This window comes from Roseomonas aeriglobus, assembly GCA_016937575.1.
GTDB classification, from domain to species: Bacteria; Pseudomonadota; Alphaproteobacteria; order Sphingomonadales; family Sphingomonadaceae; genus Sphingomonas; species Sphingomonas aerigloba.
The window spans coordinates 3,293,755-3,310,786 of record JAFHKN010000002.1 but is presented as its reverse complement, the minus strand read 5'-3'; the positions used below and the strand labels follow the sequence as shown (position 1 = coordinate 3,310,786).

At 64.3% G+C, this 17,032-nt stretch carries 17 protein-coding genes; 13 read left to right on the top strand and 4 right to left on the bottom strand.

Translation table 11 applies throughout. The features are described 5' to 3' along the window. Positions 1-72: 72 nt before the first annotated feature. Positions 73-1,656, bottom strand: coding sequence for a hypothetical protein (locus tag JW805_16150; protein ID MBN2973539.1), 1,584 nt, complete (start codon positions 1,654-1,656; stop codon positions 73-75). A 213-nt stretch (positions 1,657-1,869) separates the two neighbouring features. Between JW805_16150 and JW805_16145 the strand changes: the two genes are divergently transcribed. From JW805_16145 to JW805_16085, 13 genes are all read left to right on the top strand, one after another. Continuing rightward, positions 1,870-3,897, top strand: coding sequence for a conjugal transfer protein TraG (locus JW805_16145; protein ID MBN2973538.1), 2,028 nt, complete (start codon positions 1,870-1,872; stop codon positions 3,895-3,897). A 2-nt stretch (positions 3,898-3,899) separates the two neighbouring features. Beyond that, positions 3,900-4,298 carry a CopG family transcriptional regulator gene (locus JW805_16140; GenBank protein MBN2973537.1) on the top strand — a complete coding sequence of 133 codons (399 nt, stop codon included), beginning with the start codon at positions 3,900-3,902 and terminating at the stop codon, positions 4,296-4,298. Continuing rightward, entirely contained in the window at positions 4,295-5,287 is a 993-nt protein-coding gene (gene trbB / locus JW805_16135; protein ID MBN2973536.1) for a P-type conjugative transfer ATPase TrbB, read from the top strand. The genes JW805_16140 and trbB overlap by 4 nt, the downstream gene beginning before the upstream one ends. Continuing rightward, positions 5,284-5,619, top strand: a complete 336-nt coding sequence (locus JW805_16130; protein MBN2973535.1) for a TrbC/VirB2 family protein — start codon at positions 5,284-5,286, stop codon at positions 5,617-5,619. Before trbB ends, JW805_16130 begins: the two co-directional genes overlap by 4 nt. Continuing rightward, a complete protein-coding gene (locus JW805_16125) occupies positions 5,616-5,879 on the top strand; it encodes a VirB3 family type IV secretion system protein (protein ID MBN2973534.1) in 264 nt (87 codons plus the stop codon). The genes JW805_16130 and JW805_16125 overlap by 4 nt, the downstream gene beginning before the upstream one ends. Continuing rightward, positions 5,873-8,293 carry a conjugal transfer protein TrbE gene (locus tag JW805_16120; GenBank protein MBN2973533.1) on the top strand — a complete coding sequence of 807 codons (2,421 nt, stop codon included), beginning with the start codon at positions 5,873-5,875 and terminating at the stop codon, positions 8,291-8,293. The genes JW805_16125 and JW805_16120 overlap by 7 nt, the downstream gene beginning before the upstream one ends. Positions 8,294-8,318: 25 nt before the next feature. Further along, a complete protein-coding gene (gene trbJ / locus JW805_16115; protein MBN2973532.1) occupies positions 8,319-9,071 on the top strand; it encodes a P-type conjugative transfer protein TrbJ in 753 nt (250 codons plus the stop codon). Between the two features lie 120 nt (positions 9,072-9,191). Beyond that, complete coding sequence (gene trbL, locus JW805_16110) at positions 9,192-10,496, top strand: P-type conjugative transfer protein TrbL (protein MBN2973531.1); 1,305 nt, start codon at positions 9,192-9,194, stop codon at positions 10,494-10,496. Next, positions 10,496-11,314: a conjugal transfer protein TrbF gene (locus JW805_16105; protein ID MBN2973530.1), complete on the top strand. Its 819-nt coding sequence runs from the start codon at positions 10,496-10,498 to the stop codon at positions 11,312-11,314. Before trbL ends, JW805_16105 begins: the two co-directional genes overlap by 1 nt. Continuing rightward, complete coding sequence (trbG, locus tag JW805_16100) at positions 11,311-12,255, top strand: P-type conjugative transfer protein TrbG (protein ID MBN2973529.1); 945 nt, start codon at positions 11,311-11,313, stop codon at positions 12,253-12,255. The genes JW805_16105 and trbG overlap by 4 nt, the downstream gene beginning before the upstream one ends. Further along, a complete protein-coding gene (locus JW805_16095; protein ID MBN2973528.1) occupies positions 12,252-13,448 on the top strand; it encodes a TrbI/VirB10 family protein in 1,197 nt (398 codons plus the stop codon). The genes trbG and JW805_16095 overlap by 4 nt, the downstream gene beginning before the upstream one ends. Before the next feature lies 1 nt (position 13,449). Beyond that, positions 13,450-13,665 (top strand): DUF2274 domain-containing protein, encoded by a 216-nt coding sequence (locus JW805_16090; GenBank protein MBN2973527.1) that lies wholly within the window; start codon positions 13,450-13,452, stop codon positions 13,663-13,665. Further along, complete coding sequence (locus JW805_16085) at positions 13,662-13,895, top strand: helix-turn-helix domain-containing protein (protein ID MBN2973526.1); 234 nt, start codon at positions 13,662-13,664, stop codon at positions 13,893-13,895. The genes JW805_16090 and JW805_16085 overlap by 4 nt, the downstream gene beginning before the upstream one ends. A 134-nt stretch (positions 13,896-14,029) precedes the next feature. On the opposite strand, the gene JW805_16080 is transcribed toward JW805_16085, so the two are convergent. The 3 genes from JW805_16080 to JW805_16070 all read right to left on the bottom strand — a co-directional run bounded on the left by JW805_16080 (position 14,030) and on the right by JW805_16070 (position 17,026). Then, positions 14,030-14,926: a hypothetical protein gene (locus JW805_16080; protein MBN2973525.1), complete on the bottom strand. Its 897-nt coding sequence runs from the start codon at positions 14,924-14,926 to the stop codon at positions 14,030-14,032. A 328-nt stretch (positions 14,927-15,254) separates the two neighbouring features. Then, on the bottom strand, positions 15,255-16,454 hold the full coding sequence (locus JW805_16075; protein ID MBN2973524.1) for a ThiF family adenylyltransferase: 1,200 nt from the start codon (positions 16,452-16,454) through the stop codon (positions 15,255-15,257). A gap of 182 nt (positions 16,455-16,636) precedes the next feature. Further along, positions 16,637-17,026, bottom strand: coding sequence for a hypothetical protein (locus tag JW805_16070; protein ID MBN2973523.1), 390 nt, complete (start codon positions 17,024-17,026; stop codon positions 16,637-16,639). Between the last annotated feature and the right edge of the window lie 6 nt (positions 17,027-17,032).

Genomic DNA, 17,032 nt, shown 5'->3' with positions numbered 1-17,032 from the left:
CCCACGGAGGTGATCCGACGCCACTGATGGCCATTGGGGCCGCATGCCTCCTTGCCGTCGCCCAAAGGAAGTCTAGGAGGCGGAACGACGATCCGAAGGAAAATAACGGTCCCGTATCGCCGTGCTCCGGGAAACGGCACGCTCCAGCTCCATCGCTGAAAAGTGAAGCTGCTCGACTCCGCGCTTTCCGCACACCGCATCAAGCTTGTCGTAGAGTGTGGCGTCGATGAGTGCGGACGTCATCACGCTGAACCCTTCGGCAGAATAGTGCTCCAGCATGTCCCCGACATCCACCAGCTTTCGTCCGGTCAGCGATGAGCCGTCCGTTACGAGCTTGCACTGGAAAATCCATTTCCGCGGTCGGTCGGCAGACCGCACGGGCAGGTCGAATGCTTCTATGTCCCGTCCGCCATCGCGCGACCGCGACTTGCCAAGTTTGCGAATCGTGTCGCTGTCGAAGCGCGGATGAGCATAGATCACATCGTAGCACAGCTGCTCGAAACTCTCATCGGTGAGTTCCTGCCAATACAGCCGCGAGGTTCCCGGCAGTCCGATCGCGCTGGACAATTGACCAGCGATCTTCCCAACCTCCTCGTGCAGCTCCTTGAGCGCAACTATATTCAGCGTCTTTGTGTCGTAGAGGACGTGGGTGAACAATCCGTCGAATACGGTGACGAGCGTTCCCGAGGAGTCGATCAGAATGCCCGCCCTCGCACCGGGCCGATGCCCGTGCTGATCGTGAACCCGGCGCCAGAGATGCTCCAGATACGGTGAGTGAGTGAATGATGCATCCGTCCAGTCGAAGTTGTCGGGATCATAGGTCTCCGTGTCGTAAGGGTCCTCTTCCTTCTCGCGGACGAGACTCGCACAGACTCTCGACTTGAAATACTGGTTCATCGGAAAATACGCGACGAGACCGTCTGCAACCACATAGGAATTTCCCGCGACCAGCAGCACTTCTCCGCTTAGAAATGTCTCGGGCTCGTATTTCTGCCCGGTTGCCGCGAAAAAGCGATCGAGTGGAACACCGGATGGGACAAGCCAGCTGTCCGGCGACGCGTAGCACGACCGCCCGAGCATGTGGCTGAACCCGCTTTTGTAGAACCCGGTCCTGCGCTCCGGAAATCTGGTGATCTCGTCTTTGTAATAGTCGGGCGCGTCGTAGCGCATCTGGGCATATGCGCCGCCCACCAGATTGGCGTAATACCAGTCAACTATGTCAGGGGCCAATGGAGCCAGCTCCTCCAGCTGATCCTGATAGCCCACAACCGCGTCCCGCGTGCGGCGAAAATGAGCTTCTTGCTCCGGATCACTCTCGTCGAGATCACGAAAGAGAACCGCGCATTCGAGCAACCTCGGGAGGAAATCGAGGCTAGGTCGGCGGAACGTCAGCTTCAGCCGAACCTTGTGCGTGCCAGGCGGATAGTCATGCTCGACATCCACGGCCTCTGCTGCCGTGGCCAGCTGCTCCGCCGTCCACGACGCTTCGATCAAGTCCTCGCAGATGTCGATGTGCGAGTTCGAATAGCCGATGCTGGGTAGCGGGATATACACTACGACGGAATCGACGCCACCAAGGAGCACACCTTCGGCGTCCTCGTCCCAGAAATCTGAGAGATCGACTACGGGGAGTGCAACTCCGGAGACTTCATCCATCCTTGAGTCCTTAATCTCTCGCGAATCTCGGTTCTGCGGCCTCTCATCTAGCGCGCATGCCGCGAACCTTTGCCCGCAAATAATTCCTATTGCGCGTGAATGGCCCCGAAAAGGTACGCAATGTCACCAGATGGGTTCTGACTTTTTCCCTCCAAACCAAAGAGACTTAAGCCCAAGCTCGCAAGCTTGAATCTCGTGCGGGCGGAGGCCCGCATGACACCTACCAAACTCCTGATTGGCCAGATTTTGGTCGTCTTCGCGATCGTGCTCGCGGGCATCTGGTCTGCGACACAATGGGCGGCAGCGGCACTCGCCTACCAGCCCGAGCTTGGATCGCCCTGGGCAATGATCGACGGGATTCCCGTCTATCGGCCCTGGGCGATCTTCATCTGGTGGTATCACTTCGACGCTTACGCGCCGCATGTCTTCGACCGAGCGGGCGCGATTGCCGGCGCCAGCGGCTTCATCGGATGTGGTGCGGCGGTGGCAGGTTCGCTTTGGCGTGCGCGGCAGCGGCGCAACGTCACCACATACGGTTCGGCGCATTGGGCTTCCGTTCGCGAAACCAAGGCTGCGGGCCTTTTCAGCGACGCCGGCATATTTCTCGGCAGGCTAGGCGAGCGCTATCTCCGGCACGACGGCCCCGAGCATGTCATGGCGTTCGCGCCGACCCGCTCGGGCAAGGGCGTCGGCCTCGTCGTACCGACACTGCTCGGCTGGTCGGGCTCGACCGTCATCCACGATATCAAGGGCGAGAACTGGCAGCTGACCGCTGGTTGGCGCGCTCGTTTCTCGCACTGCCTGCTCTTCAACCCGACCGATGTCCGTTCCGCGCGGTACAACCCGCTGCTCGAAGTGCGCCGCGGCGCGGACGAAGTGCGCGACGTCCAGAACATCGCGGACATCCTCGTCGACCCCGAAGGGGCGCTCGACCGACGCAACCACTGGGAGAAGACGAGCCATTCGCTGCTGGTCGGCGCGATCCTGCACATCCTCTACGCCGATGCCGACAAGACGCTTGCTCGCGTAGCGACCTTCCTTTCCGATCCGCAGCGCCCCTTCGTCGCGACGCTGCGCGCCATGATGACAACCAATCATCTCGGCACCGCTGAAGCGCCGGCAGTCCATCCGGTCGTGGCCTCGGCAGCGCGCGAACTGCTCAACAAGAGCGAGAACGAGCGCTCGGGCGTCCTCTCCACGGCAATGTCGTTCCTCGGGCTTTACCGGGATCCGACCGTCGCCGCGGTCACCTCCGCATCGGACTGGCGCATCGCTGACCTGGTCGAAGGCAGCCACCCGGTCTCGCTCTATCTTGTCGTGCCGCCATCCGACATCAGCCGCACCAAGCCGCTGATCCGGCTCGTGCTCAACCAGATCGGACGTCGTCTCACCGAGCATCTCCATGCCGAGAACAAGCCGGGTCGTCATCGCCTTCTGATGATGCTCGACGAGTTCCCGGCACTCGGTCGTCTCGACTTCTTCGAGACGAGCCTGGCCTTTCTCGCCGGCTACGGGGTTCGCGCCTTCCTGATCGCCCAGAGCCTCAATCAGATCGAGAAAGCCTATGGCGAGCACAACGCCATTCTCGACAACTGCCACGTCCGCGTTGCCTTCGCGACTAACGACGAACGCACCGCCAAGCGTATTTCCGATGCGCTCGGCACCGCTACCGAGCAGCGCGCGATGCGCAACTATGCCGGCCATCGGCTCGCGCCCTGGCTCGCTCATGTCATGGTCAGCCGGCAGGAGACCGCTCGCGCGCTGCTGACGCCCGGCGAGGTGATGCAGTTGCCGCCGGTTGACGAACTGGTGCTCGTTGCTGGCCACGCGCCCGTGCGCGCGAAGAAGCTGCGCTATTACGAGGATCGCACCTTCAAGGCCCGCATCCTTCCTTCGCCAACTCTTGGCAACGGACGCTATGCCGATCTTCCGGAGGCGCGCTCGAATGACTGGCACGATCATGTCCGCGGTATCGACTCCCGTCTCGGCGAGATCGTGGATGAGACCGGGGAGGAAACCGGCGGCGGCCTCGAGCAGGTTCGGCACCCCGCCCACGAAATCGAGCAGGCGGCGCCGCTCGAACCGGCAACGGCCGACGTGCTGGGTCTTGGCGACGACGACAGCGACGTCGCGACCGACCAGCGGACAATGGATCAGGCTCGCTCGCTGGCCGCGTCGCGCACCGTGTACGCGATCGATTCCGCATCGTCGCGTCCCGACGACCTTCAGCTGGACTTCTGACCATGGTCGAGAAAGTCCGCCATCAGCTGTTCCTCCCCAAGCCGCTCAGCGACAGGCTGGAAGCGCTTGCAGCGAAACCGGGTGCATCGAAGTCTGCGATTCTCGTCGACGCCCTGACGGCTTGGCTCAATCGCCGCGGCTCGTCCGAACTCGATGACCGGTTCGGCCTGCGGCTCGATCGCATGTCGACCGCGCTCTCCCGGATCGAGCGCGACGGCCATGTCATTCTGGAGACGTTGGCTCTGTTCATTCGGTTCGAGCTGTCGATCCAGGCACCGCTCGCCGACGGCGATCAGGCCGGCCGTGCAGTCGGCCGGGAGCGGTTCGAGGCATTCGTCGCGCAGGTCGGCCGGCAGGTTGCCGCCGGTCGGCGGACGATCGGGACGGAGCAGGACCGATGAACGGCTCGCTCGCCCGGGACCGCCGCCGCGCGATGCTGCGCACCGCTATGGGGCCGGACATAGCGCTCGCGCTCGCAGACGCCCACGTCATCGAAATCATGGTCAACCCCGACGGCGCGCTCCGGCTCGACCGTCTCGGCGAAGGCCGCGTCGACACGGGCGTCAGGATCGAGCCGGATCAGGTCGAGCGGATCATCCGCCTCGTGGCGAGCCATGCCCGCGCCGAGATCCATGGAGATCGGCCGATCATCTCGGCGGAACTGCCGCCCCATCTGGAGGGCCGCGCCGGCGAGCGGTTCGAAGGCGTGCTTCCGCCCGTCTCGACCGGGCCGTGCTTCTCGATCCGCAAGCCCGCGGAGCGCCTCCACACGCTCGACGACTATGTAAGCGACGGGATCATGTCGGAGGTTGCGGCCGATACGCTGAGAGCGGCGGTCACCCAGCGCTACAACATCCTGGTCGCAGGCGGGACGAGTTCGGGCAAGACCACTCTGGCCAATGCCCTGCTCGCCGAGATGTCCTGGGTCGATGCGCGGGTCATCCTGATCGAGGATACCCGCGAACTGCAGTGCCCTCTGCCGGACACCGTCGCGCTGCGCACGCGCCCCGGTGTTACCACAATGACCGACCTGGTTCGCTCGACCATGCGTCTCCGGCCCGACCGCATCATCGTCGGCGAGGTCCGCGGCCCTGAAGCGCTCGACATGCTCAAGGCCTGGAACACGGGACATCCGGGCGGCATCGCCACCGTCCACGCCAACAGTGCGATCGCCGCGCTCTACCGCATCGAGCAGCTGGTGCAGGAGGCGGTGGTCACCGTGCCGCGCCAGCTGATCGCCGAGGCCATCGACATGATCGTCTTCATCACCGGCCGCGGGACCTCGCGTCGGATCGAGACGATCGCGCGGGTGACCGGCCTCGACGCGCAAGGCGGCTACGCGCTCGCCGACACCTCTCCACCCCCCAAGCCCCAAGGAGCACGACCATGACTGCTTGTCTGATTCCCGACCGTCGCACCACGTTTATCGCGGGAGCCGTGATCGGCCTCGGGCTGGCGCTCGCCAGCAAGGCGCACGCCGCAGGCACCGGCATGCCGTGGGAGCAGCCGCTCCAGCAGGTGCTCGATTCCGTGCAGGGGCCGGTCGCCAAGATCGTCGCAGTGATCATCATCATCGTCACCGGCCTGACGCTCGCATTCGGCGAGACCGCCGGCGGCTTCCGACGGCTGATCCAGATCATCTTCGGCCTCTCGATCGCGTTCGCGGCGTCAAGCTTCTTCCTCAGCTTCTTCAGCTTCGGCGGCGGAGCGCTGATCGCGTGAGCGAGCATATCGAAGGCTTCGAGGTTCCCATCCACGGGAGCCTCGGAGCGCCGATCCTCCTCGGCGGTGCCCCCCGCGGTCTCGCGATCGTCAACGGGACGCTGGCCGCAGCGATCGGCCTGGGTCTGCAGCAGTGGATCGCCGGGATCGTCGTCTGGGCCGTCGGGCACAGCATCGCCGTCTTCGCGACCCGGCACGATCCGTCGTTCGTGCCGGTCCTCGTCCGCCATCTCAGACAGAAGGGCTATCTCGCATGCTGAGCCTGCGTGAATATCGCGTGCGCGCCGATCGGCTCGCCGATCATCTGCCCTGGGCGGCTCTGGTCGACAAAGGCGTCATCCTCAACAAGGACGGCAGCTTCCAGCGGACGCTCGCGTTCCGCGGACCCGACCTTGAGAGCGCAACTGAAGCCGAGCTCGTATCGGCCTGCGCGCGAGCGAACAATGTCCTGAAGCGGTTCGGCACAGGGTGGGCGCTGTTCTTCGATGCCGAGCGCCGCGAGGCGCTCGGCTATCCGGCAGGGAGCTTCCCCGATCCGGCGTCCTGGCTCGTCGACGAGGAACGGCGGGCGCGCTTCGAGGCGGAATGTGCCCATTTCGAGAGCCGCTACCATCTCACGCTCGTCTGGCTGCCCGCTGCCGACGGCGCCGATGCCGCGGGTCGATCCCTCGTCGATCGGCCCGACGCCGTCGGGGGGCGCGATTGGCGCGGCGCGCTGGCGAGCTTCATCGCGGAGACGGATCGCGCGCTCGACCTGTTCGCCGCGTTCATGCCCGAGGTGCGGGCGCTCTCGTCGACCGAGACGCTGACCTACCTCCATGGTGCGGTTTCCAGCCGGCACCATCCGGTCGCGGTGCCGGAGACGCCTATGTATCTCGATGCACTGCTCGCCGACACACCGCTGGTCGGCGGTCTCGAACCCATGCTTGGGTCTCGGCATCTGCGCACGCTCACGGTCGTCGGCTTTCCAAACGTCAGCCGGCCCGGAATTCTCGACGCACTCAATGAGGCCGATTTCGCCTATCGCTGGGTCACCCGCTTCATCGCCCTCGACAAGACCGATGCGACCAGGCTCCTGACCAAGCTCCGCCGCCAGTGGTTCAACAAGCGCAAGTCGATCACCGCGCTTCTGCGCGAAGTGCTATACAACCAGCCGGTCCAGCTGCTCGACAGTGACGCCGACAACAAAGTGGCAGACGCTGACATCGCGCTTCAGGCGCTCGGCGGTGACCATGTCGCCTTCGGCTATCTGACCACGACCATCACCGTCAGCGACGAGGACCGCGCAGGCGTCGAAGCCAAGATCCGGCAGGTCGAGCGGATCATCGGCGGCCTCGGCTTCACGACGATCCGCGAGGGTGTCAACGCCGTCGAGGCCTGGCTCTCGTCACTTCCCGGCCATGTCTATGCCAATGTCCGTCAGCCGATCATCCACACGCTGAACCTGGCGCATCTGATGCCGCTGTCTTCGGTATGGGCAGGGCCAATCGGCAATGCCCATCTCGAAGGGCCGCCGCTGCTGGTCGCGCAGACCGCGGGATCGACGCCCTTCCGGCTTTCCACCCATGTCGGCGACGTCGGTCACATGATGCTGGTCGGTCCGACCGGCGCTGGCAAGTCGGTCATGCTGGCGCTGATCGCGTTGCAGTTCCGTCGCTACGCCGACGCGCAGGTCTACATTTTCGACAAGGGCCTTTCAGCCCGCGCCGCAGTGCTGGCGATGGGGGGCGCGCACCACGCGCTCGGTGCTTCGGACGGAGATACCCTAGCGTTCCAGCCGTTGCTGCGGATCGACGATGCCGTCGAACGGAGCTGGGCAGCCGAATGGATCGCGGCGCTCCTCGATGCTGAGCGCGTGACCGTCACTCCCGAGGTCAAGGATGCGGTCTGGTCGGCGCTCGGCAGCCTGGCGTCGGCACCCCCGCAGGAACGCACGATGACCGGACTGGCGCTGCTGCTCCAGTCGAACGCGCTCCGCACCGCGATCCAGCCATATACGCTGGACGGACCGCACGGCCGGTTGCTCGATGCAAGCGAAAGCGGTCTCGCCTTCGCCGACGTCCAGTGCTTCGAGACCGAGGCGCTGCTCGGCCAGTCAAGCGTCGTCGCGCCGGTCCTGACCTATCTGTTCCATCGGCTCGAGGAACGCTTCGACGGCCGGCCGACATTGCTGATCCTCGACGAAGCCTGGATCTTTCTCGACCATCCGCTCTTCGCGGCGCGCATCCGGGAGTGGCTTAAGACACTGCGCAAGAAGAACGTCGCGGTGCTGTTCGCGACGCAAAGCCTCGCAGATGTGGCAGGCAGCAGCATCGCGCCCGCTGTCATCGAAAGCTGCCCGCAGCGCATCCTGCTTCCCAATGACCGTGCGATCGAGCCGCAGAGCCGCGAAGCCTACGCCCGCTTTGGCCTCAACGATCGCCAAATCGAGCTTATCAGCCGGGCCACGCCAAAGCGTCACTATTATCTGCAATCCGCGCGCGGAAACCGCCTGTTCGAGCTGGGGCTCGGGCCGATCGCGCTCGCGCTTTGCGGTGCCTCAGATCCGGCCAGCCAGCGCCGGATCGAGACCATCCTCGCCGAAGACGACCCCGAAGGTTTCGCCGCCCGCTTCCTGCGCGACGCCGACCTCGGCTGGGCCGCCGATCTGCTCGCCGACTTTCCCGCTCCCTGACCCTCCAGCCCCGAGGAGAATGACGATGACGACGAAACTGCCTTTCAAGAAATACCTGATGGCCAGCGCGCTTGCGGTCGGTGCCGCTGGCTCGCTCGTGATGGGCGTGGTCACGACCACCACGCCGGCGCGGGCGCAACTCACCGTGTTCGACCCGGGCAATTACAGCCAGAACATCCTGACGGCCGCGCGCACGCTGCAGCAGATCAACAACCAGATCCAGATGCTGCAGAACCAGGCGCAGAGCCTGATCAACCAGGCCAAAAACCTGACGACGATCACGTTCCCCGAGTTTCAGGCGATCACCCAGACGATCCAGCAGATCGACCAGCTGATGGGCCAGGCACAGGCGATCCAGTTCCGCGTCGCAGGGCTCGATCAGCAGTTCCGGTCGATGTTCCCGACGAGCTTCAACCAGGCGCTCACCAACAACCAGCACGTCGTCGACGCGCGCGCCCGGCTCGATGCGTCGATGGATGCCTACAAGCACACCATGACCGTGCAGGCGCAGGTGGTGGAGAATGTCGCCGCCGACGCTGCGACGCTGAACGGCATCGTCCAACGGAGCCAGGGCGCACAGGGTGCGCTTCAGGCGCAGCAGGCCACGAACCAGCTGCTCGCCCTCGTCGCCAAGCAGCAGTTCCAGCTCCAGACGCTGATGGCGGCCCAATACCGTGCCGATGTGATCGAGCGTGCCGTTCGGACCCAAGCGCAGTCCGACGCGCAGGGCGCGACCAAAAAATTCCTCGGCTCCGGCAACGCCTACACCCCCCAATAGGCGGAGCCGGTCTGGCATCGGCGGGCCTCGCCCCTCCGCCGATGTCGCCGCGGGGCGCGTCGAAGCTCCCCCAGGCGCGCCCCGCGGCATCTTCTTCACCTTGTCAGGACACCAGCCACCGTGAACGACCTCAACGTCATCGACCAGTTCATGCAGGCCTTCATCACCTATATCGACAGCGGGTTCGGTCTGCTGGGCGGCGACGTCAGCTTCCTCAGCCGGACGCTGATCGCGCTCGACATCACACTGGCGGGCCTGTTCTGGGCGCTCGGCGGTGAGGACAACGTCCTCGGCCGATTGATCCGCAAGATCCTGTACATCGGCGCGTTCGCGTTCATCCTGAACAGCTTCTCGACGCTGGCCGACATCATCTTCCGCTCGTTCGCACAGGCCGGCCTCACCGCCGGCGGCGGCGGCATGGCCGCGGCCGATCTGCTCAAGCCCGGGCGCCTCGCCGGGACCGGTTTCTCCGCCGCCTGGCCGCTGCTCGAACAAGCCTCGCAGATGATGGGCTTCACCAGCTTCTTCGATAATTTCCTGACCATCATGGTCCTGCTCATCGCGTGGGTGCTCGTCATCCTCGCCTTCTTCATCCTTGCAGTGCAGATGTTCGTGACGATCATCGAGTTCAAATTGAGCTCGCTGGCCGGCTTCATCCTCGTGCCGTTTGCCCTCTGGAATCGGACAAGCTTCCTCGCCGAGCGCGTGCTGGGGCACGTCGTGAGTTCCGGCATCAAGGTCATGGTCCTGGCGGTCATCGTCGGCATCGGCTCCAACTATTTCTCGCAGTTCACCACGGCCTTGCAGGGGCAGGAGCCCGACATCGGTCAGGCGCTCAGCCTCGTGCTCGCCAGCCTGGCGCTGTTCGGTCTCGGCATTTTCGGCCCCGGCATTGCCTCGGGTCTTGTCTCCGGCGCGCCGCAGCTCGGTGCCGGTTCGGCCTTCGGTACGGCGCTGGGTGCCGGCGGCATCATCGTCCTGGGCGGCGCCGGCGCCGTCGGCGCTGCGCGCGGTCTCGCGGCGGCAGGTCTCAGTGCGGTTCGAGCCGGCACCAGCATGGGGTCGGCCGCCGGCACGGCGTACAAGCTCGGACAGGAAGCAAGCGGATCGTCGAGCGTCGGTGCTGGAATGCGCGGCATGGCAACTGCCGCGTCGAATGCGGCGCGTTCCAGGATGTCCGCCGCGCTCGGCCTCGGCGAAGCCGCAGAAAGCGGCCGACAGGGCGCATTCAACGCGATGGTCGGCAGCACCACTCCCGCCGCCGCGAGCGCCGGCGACGACGTATCGAGCATGCCCGGCTGGGCGCGGGCCATGAAGAACCAGGCGTCGGCCCGATACCACCGCCAGGCCGCAATCCACGCTGTTGGCCAAGGCGACCGGGGCGGCGCCGGCGCCACCCCCGATATCAAGGAAAGGGACGACTGATGCTCTTCAAACGTGCCGTGCAACGCTATGGGCGATCGCCCATTCCCGAGACGCCCTTCCAGCGCGCCGGGCAACTCTGGGACGATCGGATCGGATCCGCGCGCGTCCAGGCCCGCAACTGGCGGCTGATAGCGTTCGGATGCCTCGGGCTCACTACCGCACTGTCGGGTGGGCTGCTCTGGCAATCCCTGCAGAGCCGCGTCGTGCCCTACGTCGTCGAGGTCGACAAGCTGGGCGAGCCCCGCGCCGTGGCCGCAGCCGAGGCGGGCTTTCATCCGACCGATCCGCAGATCGCCTGGTTCCTCGGTCGCTTCATCACCAGCGTGCGGTCGGTCTCGCTCGATCCGGTGCTGATGCGGCAAGACTGGTTGTCAGCCTACGACTTCACCACAAAGCGTGGCGCGGTCTTTCTTGGCGACTACGCCCGCGCGGCCGATCCGTTCGGTCGGGTCGGCGAGCGAACCGTTTCCGTGCAGGTCACGAGCGTCGTCCGCGCGTCCGATCGGTCCTTCCAGGTGAAATGGATCGAGACCAGCTACGAGCGCGGAGCGCAGGCCGGGACCGCGCACTGGACCGGTATCCTGACCGTCGTCCTCAAGGCTCCGGCGAGCGCCGATGCGCTGCGCCGCAACCCGCTCGGGCTCTATGTCGATGCCGTCGACTGGAGCCGGGAACTGGAACCGGGGGTGACGGCGCCCGCAGCGCCATCGCCCTCCGCGCGGCCGGCCATCGCCCCGGCTCCAAACCTTCCGTTCGGATCGCCGCTCGATCCGAACCTCGCTCAGCCCCAGCAACCGCAAACGGAGACCCGCCAATGAAAGCCCTTGTCGTCACCGGCCTGCTCGCCAGCGCCAGCATCGCGGCGGCGCAGACCGCGCCCCTCCTGCCGTCTCAGCCGCCCGTGTCCTCAACGGAGGTGGCCGCACCGGTCGTCGCCCAGCCTATCCCGGCGGCGAGGCCGCGGACGAAACCGCACCGGCGGATGCCACCTTCGCCGGCGGAACTGCGCGTTCGCGCCGCCAACCGCGCGGCGACGCTGGAGCCCGTCGCGGCCGGATATGTCAACGCGGTCCAGGTCTACCCGTTCAGCGATGGCGCGGTATTCCGCGTTCTCACGGCACCCGGGCAAGTGACCGACATTGCGCTGCAGCCGGGAGAAGCGCTGGGCGCGGTCGCCGCCGGCGATACCGTTCGTTGGGTGATCGGCGACACGACCAGCGGCAGCGGCGAAGGCAAACGGACGCACGTCCTGGTGAAGCCATTTGCCGCCGGGCTCGCCACGAACATAATCATCACTACCGACCGGCGGACCTACCATCTGGCGCTTTCGAGCGCCGAACGCTCGGCGATGGTTGCCCTGTCATGGACCTATCCGCAGGACCAGCTCATCGCGCTGAAGGCGGCGGAGGATCGAACCCGCGCCGCTCAGCCAGTCGCAACCGGCGTGTCTGTCGACCAGCTCCATTTCGACTATGTCATCTCCGGCGATCAGCCGGTGTGGCGGCCACTCCGCGCCTTCGATGATGGTCGTCAGACCTTTATCGAGTTCCCGGCCGGTCTGGGCACCGGCGAGGCGCCACCGCTCTTCCTCGTCGATGGCACGGGGACCGCGCAGCTGGTCAACTACCGAGTGCAAGGGCGCTATTATGTCGTCGATCGGCTGTTCGAGGCCGCCGAGCTGCGACTTGGATTGAAGCGTCAGGACGTCGTGCGGATCACCCGCTCCGGCGAGACCAATTCGCGGCGGAGGGCGTCGTGACCGAGGCCATTGCGCAGCCGAGCGTCAAGCTCGACCCGGAGACGCTGGCGATCCGGGCGCGGCCGCCCCGCGCGATCCGCTTCAAGCGCGGCGTGATCATCGCGATCGCGGCAATCGGCTCGGTCAGCCTCATTGCCGTGACCTGGATGGCATTGAAGCCGCGGTTGTTCCAACGCGGGGATGCCCAGCAGGAACTCTCCCAGCCGAATGTGCGGCCGACGAGCGATGGCTTGAGCGGTGCGCCGGCCACATACGGCGACGTGCCCCGTCTCGGCCCGCCGCTCCCGGGCGACCTTGGCAAGCCGATCCTCGAACGGCAGCAGCAGCTTGCGACGGCGGTCAATCCGAATGACCAGCAGTTTCAGCAGGCGGAAGCGGCCGAGCGGGAACGCCGGCTCGCCGAGCTGAAAGCGGCCCGCGAGTCCGGGGTGCTGGTGCAGAACCGTCAGACCCAGCCGACTGGCGAAGCGTCCATCGCCGCGCCAGCCGCAACGCCCGCGAGCGAGCCTGGTAAGGTTGCACTCGACCCGACAAGCGATCCCAATGCCCAGGGGCGCAAGACCGCGTTCGTGGTGGCGCTGGATCCGAAAGGCGACGTGAACCCACATGCGCTCACGCCGCTGCCGTCGCCCTATACGCTGTCGGCGGGCAGCGTGATCTCGGCCAGTCTGATCACGGGCCTGCGGTCCGACCTGCCGGGACTGGTCACGGCACAGGTGATCGAGAACACCTATGACAGCGCCACTGGCCGATTGCTGCTCGTTCCGCAGGGCGCTCGGCTAGTGGGCTCCTATGACAGCGTCGTCGCCTTCGGCCAGAAGCGGGCGCTGATTGTCTGGCAGCGTATCATCATGCCGGACGGAAGCTCGCTACGCATCGACAACGTGCCGGCGACAGATCCCTCGGGCTATGCCGGCCTCGCCGACAAGGTCGACTTCCACACCTGGCAGCTTCTGAAGGGCGTGGCGCTCTCGACTCTGCTCGGCGTGAGTTCGGAGCTGGCGTTGTCCGGGCAGAGCGATCTCGTACAGGCGATACGGATGTCGACGCAGGACAATGTTGCGCGTGCTGGCGACCAGATCACCCAGCGCAATCTCGGAATTCAGCCGACAATCACGATCAGGCCCGGCGCGCCGGTTCGGCTGGTCGTCCACAAGGATCTTGTGCTGGCGCTCGCAGGAAAGGAGAGCTGACATGGCGGAATTAAAGCTGCCGCAGCTTCCTGATCGAAACCCGGTAAAGCTCAGCATATCGGTCTTGCCTGACCTTCATCAGTCGCTGGTGGAATATGCCGCAATCTATGCGCAGGCCTATGGGCGGGAAGAACCGGTGACCGAACTGATCCCGGCGATGCTCGCTGCCTTTCTCGAAAGTGATCGGGCATTCGTTCGCGGCCGAGGCAAAGCATGACGCGCCGCAAGACACCCGAAGAGCGCGATCGCGAAAAGGCAGCCGCTCTGGAGGAATTGCGGACCCTGCCTACGGAACCGATCAGCGTCCGCGTTTCGGCTGCCGTCAAACTCACCGGTATCCCGCGCACGACGCTTTACGAGCTAATGAAGTCTGGTGAGATCGAAGCCGTCAAGATCGGTCGATCGACGTTCATTCCGTATCGTTGTCTGCGACGACTAGTCGGGTGATTTTCGCCCGGATCGTCGAATTATCACGCCAAAATATACCATTGGCGTATTTCAGTCGCATAATCCGATGGGCACAAGTGCCTAAAAGGCCACATCAGTCATCTGAGGCGAAGGCGCGTTGGGATTGGCGCCTGTCATAGCAGAAGTGATACATAATTGGATTCGAAAATCCGCTGTTCACTTTCGATCGCGAGACGCAAATGACAGTATAGCGCCCAGTATTTTCGCCATATATAATCAGTCGATGACATATATTGGACGGTCAGCCCGATTTCGGTTGCCGCTTCCCAACCGATCATCTGGCCGTGCGACTGATATTTATCGATATCCATCAGTTCGCTGGCAATCTTCGAGAAATTTTTTCCGCGGCGCTTGAGCAGGTTTTCCGCGAAGGACCGCGCTCGATCGCTGACCGACCGGAACTTCCGCACGATCGTCGGGTCAAACTTCTCGAAGGTGATGCGATTGGCAAGGTCGTCAGGCGCTTCCCCGAGCGCGCGCCGCGCCGCGTCATAGGCTTTCAAATAGGTCAGGACGGAATAAACCATGTCGGAACCATTACCGTCCTTGGACGAAACCTGTGGATCGATCGGTCCGAGCTCGGAGGAGTCGCTCATTACAATGGCGTTGGCACCCAGCGCCATGAGCGTGCCCGCGCTCTTGGCATAGTCCGGAACGATCACCCGCAGCTGCCCGTCTTCGCCGGCAGCGCTTCTGACCAGCGTGATGAGCTTTTCGGCGGCATCGACATCGCCGCCGGGCGTGTGGAGCAGTAGATCGATGGGATCGCCGGGTGTGATGTTGTGGAGCATGTCGACGAAACCCAGCGTGTCGATACGGTCCACAGGCGCCTTGTTGCCAGCGACGTAGCAGAGCAATTTGGGCTGGTCGGCCTCGATGTCGCGAATTAGAGTTTGGCGTTGATAGCGTGCCGCATTCATCGCTGTGAACATGGGCGTCTTCTCGATCGCCCTCGGCGGCTGCGGCGTGATCGGTTGCGGGTCGTCACCCGCATCTTCAACGTCGTTCATCGGTCGCTGTCCTTGGCCCAGAGAATCCGGCCGTTACGAATGAAGTAATGGCATCGACGTTGGGTGCCCCGCGAGTCGATACTTGGCGAGATGGTTAGTCGCGGTAGCTGATTCAACGTCCAGTTCGGGTGCCGCGCTTGGTCGGCATTGAGCATGATCCGATGCCCGGTGCGGCACGGACAATCAAAGACGATCCATTTTATCCGATCAGCATCACCAACAAGCGTCACCGCATTGCGCGGCAGACGGTCAGGAACTTCATCGGCAGACTCTGTCGCACCGATTACACGCCAACGCCAGAATGGGAGCCATTGCCACCAGGATATCTTCATTCCGCACCCCATAACTGGCCGAGAAACGGCTCTTCGTCGCCTGCTCCCCATTTGCCCTGCGCCATATCGCAATAATGTCGGGGGCGTGGTGCTGCGCTGTTGGTCGAGATCTCGCGTTCATGGAGCCTGAGTAGGGTCTCGTTCGGGCGCTCCGGAGGTCCATAGCCGATCAGTCGGTCGAGGAGTTCATTGACCGCCGCTGCCGCGACAGCGGTCGTGAACGCCACGACCGCAGGCTCTACCTGGCCGAGCGCCGGTGCATAGCCCTCGTCGGCCAGCCGCTGCCGCTCCTCCGGCGTCCGCATTTCCGCAGCGGCCCGTGCCATGTCGACCCGATTGCGGCAGACGAGACATGCCGCGCCTGGCGTGAGCGTCGTGACCCGGCCATCAATGCCAATCAAGACGCCGGCGCTGTCGCTGCTTAGGAGCACACCTACATCGATCACCGGCGTCAGCAGGAATGTCGCCAATCGCGACAAGACCAATCGTCCTGCATTATCGTCCGTGCATCCGAAGACGATATCGGACGACCGCAACGCTTGGGCGACCGATTGCACCGTCACCATGCCCTGGATTGTCGAGCAGATGAGATCGGGAGCAATCCGCATCAGATGCGCCCGCAACACGTCAACTTTCGGTTGGCCGACCTCCCGCGGTGTCGAGCCGAAGACGCGGGTGACGTTGCTCGCGGAGAGAATGTCGCTGTCGACTAGCAGGAGGTGCCGCACGCCGAGCCGGACAAGTTGCTCGGCAACAGCTGAACCGGTGCCGCCGGCGCCGACTATGGCGACGCGCAGATCGCCAAGCACATGCTGGATGTCCGGCCCGAACGCGCGCACATTCCGGTCGAAGATGGTGGCGGGCGCCGTCGTGTCGCGGGTAAAGTTCTGTAGAAGCCGCCAGCGTTCGCCGACTGACCACACGCGATCGATCGGTACCGCCTGACCGCCTTCCGGCGTAATCTCGCCGGTGAAGATAAAGCCGTCGCTCTGCGGCGATGCGATCAGCGTCGCGTAGAAGGCCGAACCGCTGCGCAGTTGAAAAAGGTCGGAAATGTCACGATCGACCTGCCGGTCATATTTGCTCGGGATCGGCACAGCTCCGTCACCAGGGTGGGTGTGAAACCAAATAGGAATGGCTCTGTCGGTTTCGGCTGCTCCAAGCGCTCCGACATAACCTTCGGAGCCGATCAGCATGTGATATTGGCTCCGCTCCGTATACGCCGACGAAGGCACCCAATGCAGCGCCCGGCTCAGGAGACGGACATCCTTACCGGTCTCGACCCGGCGAGCGAGAAGAACACCCGCACTTTCAAGCGGATTGTGCGTCGCGGCCGTGATTTCATCCGCGATAGGGCCAGGGATTACAAGCGTCGTAGTCATGCAGCACGCGCCATCGCGGCGGCATCGAGTTCCTTGCGCACCAGCGCAAGATAGCTCTCGATCGAGTCGATGCCCGACCGCCACTGGCCGGGCTGAAGATGGCGAGACCAGCGCTGCCAAGTGCGACCGAGATGAGCCTCTTGAGATTCAGTCGCCGCGATGGTTTGCCCATCTACGCGCCTGACTGCGGGCTCGAACCACCACATGTCGGGCGGCACGTCCGGATAGCCCGCTGACAGCCGCAGCAGCAGATCGGACGCGCCAAGTGTGAACCCGGCCGGCAGCGGAAAGGAAGGGATAACGACGTTGATCATGCCGCCGTCGAGCGACACCATGTGGCTCGGCGCCCTTGCTTGCAAGTAGTCATGGTCGTCTGGCGGCAACATTGTCTT

Excerpts from the sequence above, each read along its gene's own strand:
- JW805_16070 (MBN2973523.1), bottom strand. The coding sequence starts at position 17,026 with ATGTTGCCGCCAGACGACCATGACTACTTGCAAGCAAGGGCGCCGAGC.
- trbJ (MBN2973532.1), top strand. The coding sequence starts at position 8,319 with ATGACGACGAAACTGCCTTTCAAGAAATACCTGATGGCCAGCGCGCTT.
- JW805_16090 (MBN2973527.1), top strand. The coding sequence starts at position 13,450 with ATGGCGGAATTAAAGCTGCCGCAGCTTCCTGATCGAAACCCGGTAAAG.
- JW805_16085 (MBN2973526.1), top strand. The coding sequence starts at position 13,662 with ATGACGCGCCGCAAGACACCCGAAGAGCGCGATCGCGAAAAGGCAGCC.
- JW805_16120 (MBN2973533.1), top strand. The coding sequence starts at position 5,873 with ATGCTGAGCCTGCGTGAATATCGCGTGCGCGCCGATCGGCTCGCCGAT.
- trbB (MBN2973536.1), top strand. The coding sequence starts at position 4,295 with ATGAACGGCTCGCTCGCCCGGGACCGCCGCCGCGCGATGCTGCGCACC.
- JW805_16145 (MBN2973538.1), top strand. The coding sequence starts at position 1,870 with ATGACACCTACCAAACTCCTGATTGGCCAGATTTTGGTCGTCTTCGCG.
- trbG (MBN2973529.1), top strand. The coding sequence starts at position 11,311 with ATGAAAGCCCTTGTCGTCACCGGCCTGCTCGCCAGCGCCAGCATCGCG.
- JW805_16080 (MBN2973525.1), bottom strand. The coding sequence starts at position 14,926 with ATGAACGACGTTGAAGATGCGGGTGACGACCCGCAACCGATCACGCCG.
- JW805_16140 (MBN2973537.1), top strand. The coding sequence starts at position 3,900 with ATGGTCGAGAAAGTCCGCCATCAGCTGTTCCTCCCCAAGCCGCTCAGC.
- JW805_16130 (MBN2973535.1), top strand. The coding sequence starts at position 5,284 with ATGACTGCTTGTCTGATTCCCGACCGTCGCACCACGTTTATCGCGGGA.
- JW805_16075 (MBN2973524.1), bottom strand. The coding sequence starts at position 16,454 with ATGCTGATCGGCTCCGAAGGTTATGTCGGAGCGCTTGGAGCAGCCGAA.
- JW805_16150 (MBN2973539.1), bottom strand. The coding sequence starts at position 1,656 with ATGGATGAAGTCTCCGGAGTTGCACTCCCCGTAGTCGATCTCTCAGAT.
- JW805_16105 (MBN2973530.1), top strand. The coding sequence starts at position 10,496 with ATGCTCTTCAAACGTGCCGTGCAACGCTATGGGCGATCGCCCATTCCC.